Source organism: Pandoraea anapnoica (assembly GCF_902459765.1).
Taxonomy (GTDB): Bacteria; Pseudomonadota; Gammaproteobacteria; order Burkholderiales; family Burkholderiaceae; genus Pandoraea; species Pandoraea anapnoica.
The window spans coordinates 1-5,663 of the sequence record NZ_CABPSP010000029.1; the positions used below are offsets into that span (position 1 = coordinate 1).

Genomic DNA, 5,663 nt, shown 5'->3' on the forward strand with positions numbered 1-5,663 from the left:
CCGGCCCGCCCGTTCTTCTCAATGACCGAGTCCGACTGCCAGAATGCCGAGTCTGAGGTATCGGCGTATCTGCGTCGACTGTTTGACTGATGGCGGCCCTGGATTCCCATTGTTTCAAAAATCGGCCGTTTAAGCCGCTGCGACTATGGGGGTATAGCAAACCATAGGCAGCAGGGCACGAAGCCCGCTATCGTGTTTAGACCCCCCGTTAGTGTCGATTCCGTTATCGGGGTGGAGGTGCAAATTCCGGCAACGCGCCTCCGGGGAGCAAATTCCGGCCGTCAGTAGCCCGTTCCGGGGCATCGCCTATATATATTGGCGTCGCCCCATCCTCCCTGAAGCTGGTGACATCCACCAGCATCCCCAGGCTTTCATGAATCGCCAATATGGCGACATGGACAAGCCACTCATCGCCTCCCTTTCGTTAGAGCTAGAGATCATGCCCGGTTTAGGCGTGATCCAACTGCTGCCCGCCGGAGACTTTCGCGCCAATGACGGTCGCCCGTTCGAATGCGCCGCTTGGCGCGTAACAGACGAGAACGCGCAAAAGATCATCGCGGCGCTGGCCGCCTGCGCAAAGCCGATGGTGCTCGACTATGAACACCAATCCCTCTACGCCGCGACGAGCGGTAACCCGGCTCCCGCGGCGGGCTGGTTCAAACAACTGGAATGGCGGCCCGGAAAGGGCATGTATGCCGTCGACGTTGAATACACCGGTCGTGCTTCCGCATTCATTGCCGCCAAGGAATACCGCTACCTGTCGGCGGTGTTTGCCTACGACAAAGACGGCAACGTCACGAAGCTGCTCAACGCCGCCCTCACCAATAACCCGGCGCTGGATGACCTGGACGAGGTTCAACTCGCTGCCGCCAGTCGCCTCGCTGGTGACAAAACCCCACCGCAATCCCCGCCAATCCCGGCGGACAAATCTCAGGAGTTATCCATGAGCGTACTTTTGGCCGCCTTGCGGCTTTTGATCAAGCTGCCGGAAGCAGCGACCGAAGCCGAGGCAGTCGTCGGCCTGACCAAGTTGGCAGAGACGGTCGGTGCGACCAAGGAAAAGCCGGTCGATCTGATCGAGCACCTTGCTGGTCAGCAAACGCAGATCGCGGCGCTGACCAACGTCGCGCCCGACCCTGCGAAGTATGTGTCTGTCCAGGTCATGCACGACATGAAGGCCCAGATCGCTGCATTGACCAATGGACAGCAGCAAGGCCAGGTCGAAAGCCTGATCACCGCAGCCTTGTCGGACGGCCGCTTGCTTCCGGCCCAGGAGCAGTGGGCGCGCGATCTGGGCAAGGCCAACGTCGCATTGCTCCAGCAGCACCTGGAGTCGGCCGCGCCGATGGCGGCTCTCGGGAACATGCAGACCAACGGCAAGGCTCCGGCGGGTGGCGGTACCACCAACGCGCTGTCGGCTGACGAAATCGCGGCATGCAAGCAACTCGGCTTGTCGCAGGAGGACTTCGCCAAGTCCAAGGTGGGTGCCCAATGACCGCCATTGCAGAGGATCGCAACACACCGTTCATGGATGGGCAGGACGTGCCGGTGCCGGTCAAGGCCGCGACGGTAATTCACGCGGGCCTGATCGTCTGCGCTGACGCCACGGGTTACGCCATCGAAGGCAAGACGGCCGATGACCTGACCTACCTCGGCCGCGCCGAGGAGTTCATCGATAACACCAAGGGTGCCGACGGCGATGCGTTTGTCCTGGTGCGTCGCCTCAAGGCGTTCAAGTGGGCAAACGACAGCACCGACCCGGTGTTGCAGGCCGGACTCGGCAAGCCCTGTTTCATTGTAGACAACCAGACCGTCGCCGCAACTGATGGCGGCGCAACTCGCTCGCAGGCTGGCATCGTGGTGGCGCTCGATGCTGATGGCGTGTGGGTTCAGTAAGGGAGAGCAGCATGCTGATCAACGCACAAACGATCTCGGTCATCTTTCAGGGACTGAGTGCCGTCTATAACAAGGCGTTCGCCGCCGCACCGACCACCTGGCAGAACATCGCCATGAAGGTGCCGTCGACCGGACGCATGGAGCTTTATGCCTGGCTCGACAACTTCCCGCGCATGCGTCGCTGGATCGGCGACAAGCACATCAAGGCGCTCAAGGCGCATGGCTACACCGTCGTCAATGACGATTGGGAGGCCACGGTCGAAGTCGACCGCAACGACATCAAGGATGACTCGCTGGGCATCTACGCACCGCAGGCCCAGAGTGCGGGCTTCTCTGCTGCGCAGTTGCCGGACGAGATCGTCTACGAGCTGGTGAATCTGGCATTCGAGAAGGCTTGCTACGACGGCCAGTACTTCTTCGATACCGATCACCCGGTGGGCGATGGCGTGGTGTCGAACTGCTTCACGATGCCGCTCTCTGCGGCAAGCCAGGCCGCTGCGCAAGCGTCCTACGGCGTGATGCGCACGGCGATGCGCAAGTTCAAAGACGACGAAGATCGTCCGCTGAACATCATCCCCAACGTGCTGCTCGTTGGCCCTGCGCTTGAGGACACGGCCCGAGCGCTGATGACGAACGACCGCCTCGATGACGGCAAGACCAACCCCTACAAGGGGACGGCCACGGTGCTGTGCGACGCACGCATCCAGTCCGATACGGCGTGGTTCCTGCTCGACACGACCAAGCCGATCAAGCCGTTCGTGTACCAGGAGCGCGAGGCACCGGTCTTCGTGCAGCAGATCGATCCGAACGCGGACGACGTGTTCAACCGCAAGAAATTCAAGTTCGGCGCAGAAGCGCGCGCTGCCGGTGGTTACGGTTTCTGGCAGATGGCGGCCGGCTCGACCGGTGTCGGCCACTAATAACCCACCTGGGAACGGCCACGCGACGCCGATACGCGTGGCGGAAGCGAGACCGGAGCTTCGGCCGCAAGCGGCTCCGGCCATGAAATCGAAGAGGACATTATGGAAAAGCAGAAACACCCGGCGATCAAGGTGGCAGCGCGCGTTGAGTCGTTCCGTCGCGCCGGTCGCGTGTTCGGCCGTGAGCCGGTCACGCTGGCACTTGCACAGTTGAGTCCTGCCGAATACAAGGCGCTCACGACGGACAAATCGCTGGTCGCTGTCGAGACGGTAGTCGAGCGCACTGCGGCAGAGGCCGAGAAATTCCCGCACCTCGACGCGCCGCACGTGACGGCTGCCGTCGCGCGCCTGGCCACCAGTCCGAGCGCTGGTGAGAGCCAGTCGGGCGAATGCGCTGGTGGTGAATGTCGGCGTGAGGCCGATCTTGTGGATAGCTTGCAGGAGGTGTCCAAGCGCAAGGAAGAGCTGTTGCGGTTTGAGTCCGAGCTGAAAACAATCGAAGGCGCGTTGCTCGTTCGCTCGTCGGAGCTGGATGCACGCGATACGGCGCTCACCGAGAAAGCGACCGAACTGGATAAGCGCGCCGAAGCACTCGACGCCCGTGAACTGGCATCGCAGGCCACGAGCGAACCGACCGCTGGCCAGACCGACTCCAGTCAGGCCAAACCCGCCGCCACGGCCAAGTCCGGCAACCACCAGGGGAAGAGGTAAGTCATGGCCTACGCCACGCGACAGGACATGGTGAATAGCTTCGGCGAGTACGAAGTCCGAACCCTGACGGATCGAGACGACACCGGCGAGATTGACGACGCGGTGCTCGCGGCCGGACTCGAAGACGCCAGCGCCGAGATCGATACCTTTCTCGGTGGTCGCTACGGCCTGCCGTTGCAGATCGTGCCGCGCTTCCTTGCGAGCAAGTGCTGCGACATCTGCCGCTATCACCTGACCGGGGCCGGTACGACGTGCACCGAGGAAATTCAGAAGCGGTACGACCTCGCGCTCAAGTTTCTGAAGTTGATCGCGACCGGCCAAATCACGCTTGGCGCCGACGCAACGGGTGTCACTGTCGAGCCGAGGAACGTCGTCAAGTCCAATCGTGGCACGAAGATCTTCAGTAACCGGGATCGTGGAGGCTATTGATGGGCGAGACCACCCGGCCGGTGAAACCGGCATATGTCCCGATCATTGCGGCCGTCGAGCTTGCCATTGTTGATCGCCTGGCGCGTGGGCTGGGGAGCATGGTCAAGGAGGTCAAGACCTACGGCGGCGAGTTCGACATGGACGACTTCGAGAACGTCGTGCGCCGATTCCCGGCCGTCTGGGTGACGTTCGCTGGCGTCAAGCGCACCGATCCCGTGAGCACGAGCCGCACCAAGTTTAAGGCGGAGGCCACGTTCGCCGTCATGGTGGGCGCTCGCAACATCCGCAGTGAGGAGTCGACCCGTCACGGCGGCGTCACCAAGGACGAAGTCGGAACGAACATGCTCATCACCTGCGTGCGGCGTCTTCTCAATCAGCAGGACATGGGCCTTCCCATTCGGGAGCTTCAGCCAGGCGCGATCAAGACGCTGTTTAACACCAGTGTCAAATCGGACGCGAAATCAGTGTTCGCGATGGAGTTCCACACCGCCTGGGTGGAAGACAGTCTGTCCATCGGCGGCTTCCCGCAAGGTGGAGCTGACGATCCACTCGGCGAGGTGTTCGAGCAATACGGCGGTCAGATCGATCCGCCATCGCCTGAATTCCGGTCGCTGGTCATGAAGTACTACCTGGAACCGAACGACGGTAAGCCCTCCTTGGAGGACGTGGTGATTCTTGAGGATCAATCATGAAAAAGAGCATGAACGTAATCGCGAGAAAGGGAGTGCGCGTCCCTTTCGAGAACGCATCGCGCAAATACATCACCGACGAGAAGGCAGTGTCGGTGAAAGAGAGCGCCTATTACACGCGCCGCATCTTCGACGGCGACCTACTCGAGGTCGTTGAGGGCGGGCCTCCGGTCGAAGTCGCCGAAGCCAAGCCGGACGGTGACGCTCCGGCAAGCGTCGAGGCACCGGTGGCCACCGCCAAGCGTGGCGGCAAAGGAGCGTAAGACATGTCGAGCCAGAACGTCACTATCTATCAGATTCCGCCCGGACGGAAGCCTGGGCATTACTTCGAGTTCAACACCAAGGCGGCGTTAAACACGCTTCCGGCCAATGATCAGAGCATGATCATCATCGGCCAGCGCACGAGCGAGGGTAAGCTCGACGCCCTCGTGCCGATGGACATTTACAGCGAAGACCAGGCAGCCGACGCGTTCGGCAACGGCTCGCTCGCACACATCGCAGTCACCGCAGCCCTGACGGCTAACCGGTATCTCGCGTTGACCGTCATCGCCGTTGACGACGCGGCCGCTGGCCAGCCTGCGCATGGCACTGTCACGTTTGACGGCACCGCAACGGCCGATGGTGCGTTTGCGCTGTTTATTGGCAATGCCCGAGTCGACGTAGCGGTAATGTCTGGCGATGCGGCGGATACGGTTGCCGCCAACCTTGTTGATGCCATCACCCAGGCGGTCAAACTGCCGGTCACGGCAACGGCCACGGCGGGCGCTGTCACGATCACTGCCAAGAACAAGGGTGAGTTTGGCAACGGTATTGTCACTTCGCAGTTGAACCAGGCGGATGGCATCACGGCAACGCTCACGCCGTTCACTGGTGGCCTCAATGATCCGGACATCGCTCCGGCGCTGGCCAAGGTGTTTGGCGCGGCATACACCATCTACGCCATCTGCTGGGCGACGGAGACGGCGCTCACGAAACTGCGCGATCACGTCAATGCGGTCTCGCACCCGCTTGAGCAGCG

General features: G+C 61.7%; 7 protein-coding genes and 1 pseudogene. All 8 read left to right on the forward strand.

What is annotated here, in order from left to right:
* The first annotated feature begins 373 nt into the window (after positions 1-373).
* Positions 374-1,495, forward strand: coding sequence for a phage protease (locus PAN31117_RS26740; RefSeq protein ID WP_246189273.1), 1,122 nt, complete (start codon positions 374-376; stop codon positions 1,493-1,495).
* The gene (locus tag PAN31117_RS26745; RefSeq protein WP_150740860.1) at positions 1,492-1,896 is read left to right on the forward strand and encodes a hypothetical protein; all 405 of its coding nucleotides are present in this window, start codon (positions 1,492-1,494) and stop codon (positions 1,894-1,896) included. The genes PAN31117_RS26740 and PAN31117_RS26745 overlap by 4 nt, the downstream gene beginning before the upstream one ends.
* An 11-nt stretch (positions 1,897-1,907) precedes the next feature.
* Positions 1,908-2,816, forward strand: a complete 909-nt coding sequence (locus PAN31117_RS26750) for a Mu-like prophage major head subunit gpT family protein (RefSeq protein ID WP_150740861.1) — start codon at positions 1,908-1,910, stop codon at positions 2,814-2,816.
* A 102-nt stretch (positions 2,817-2,918) separates the two neighbouring features.
* Positions 2,919-3,527 (forward strand): HI1506-related protein, encoded by a 609-nt coding sequence (locus PAN31117_RS26755; protein ID WP_150740862.1) that lies wholly within the window; start codon positions 2,919-2,921, stop codon positions 3,525-3,527.
* A 3-nt stretch (positions 3,528-3,530) separates the two neighbouring features.
* On the forward strand, positions 3,531-3,956 hold the full coding sequence (locus PAN31117_RS26760; protein ID WP_150740863.1) for a gp436 family protein: 426 nt from the start codon (positions 3,531-3,533) through the stop codon (positions 3,954-3,956).
* Positions 3,956-4,648, forward strand: coding sequence for a DUF1834 family protein (locus tag PAN31117_RS26765; RefSeq protein WP_150740864.1), 693 nt, complete (start codon positions 3,956-3,958; stop codon positions 4,646-4,648). The genes PAN31117_RS26760 and PAN31117_RS26765 overlap by 1 nt, the downstream gene beginning before the upstream one ends.
* A complete protein-coding gene (locus tag PAN31117_RS26770; RefSeq protein WP_246189274.1) occupies positions 4,645-4,908 on the forward strand; it encodes a hypothetical protein in 264 nt (87 codons plus the stop codon). Before PAN31117_RS26765 ends, PAN31117_RS26770 begins: the two co-directional genes overlap by 4 nt.
* Positions 4,909-4,911: 3 nt before the next feature.
* A pseudogene (locus PAN31117_RS26775) lies at positions 4,912-5,663 on the forward strand (phage tail protein); the annotation flags it as partial.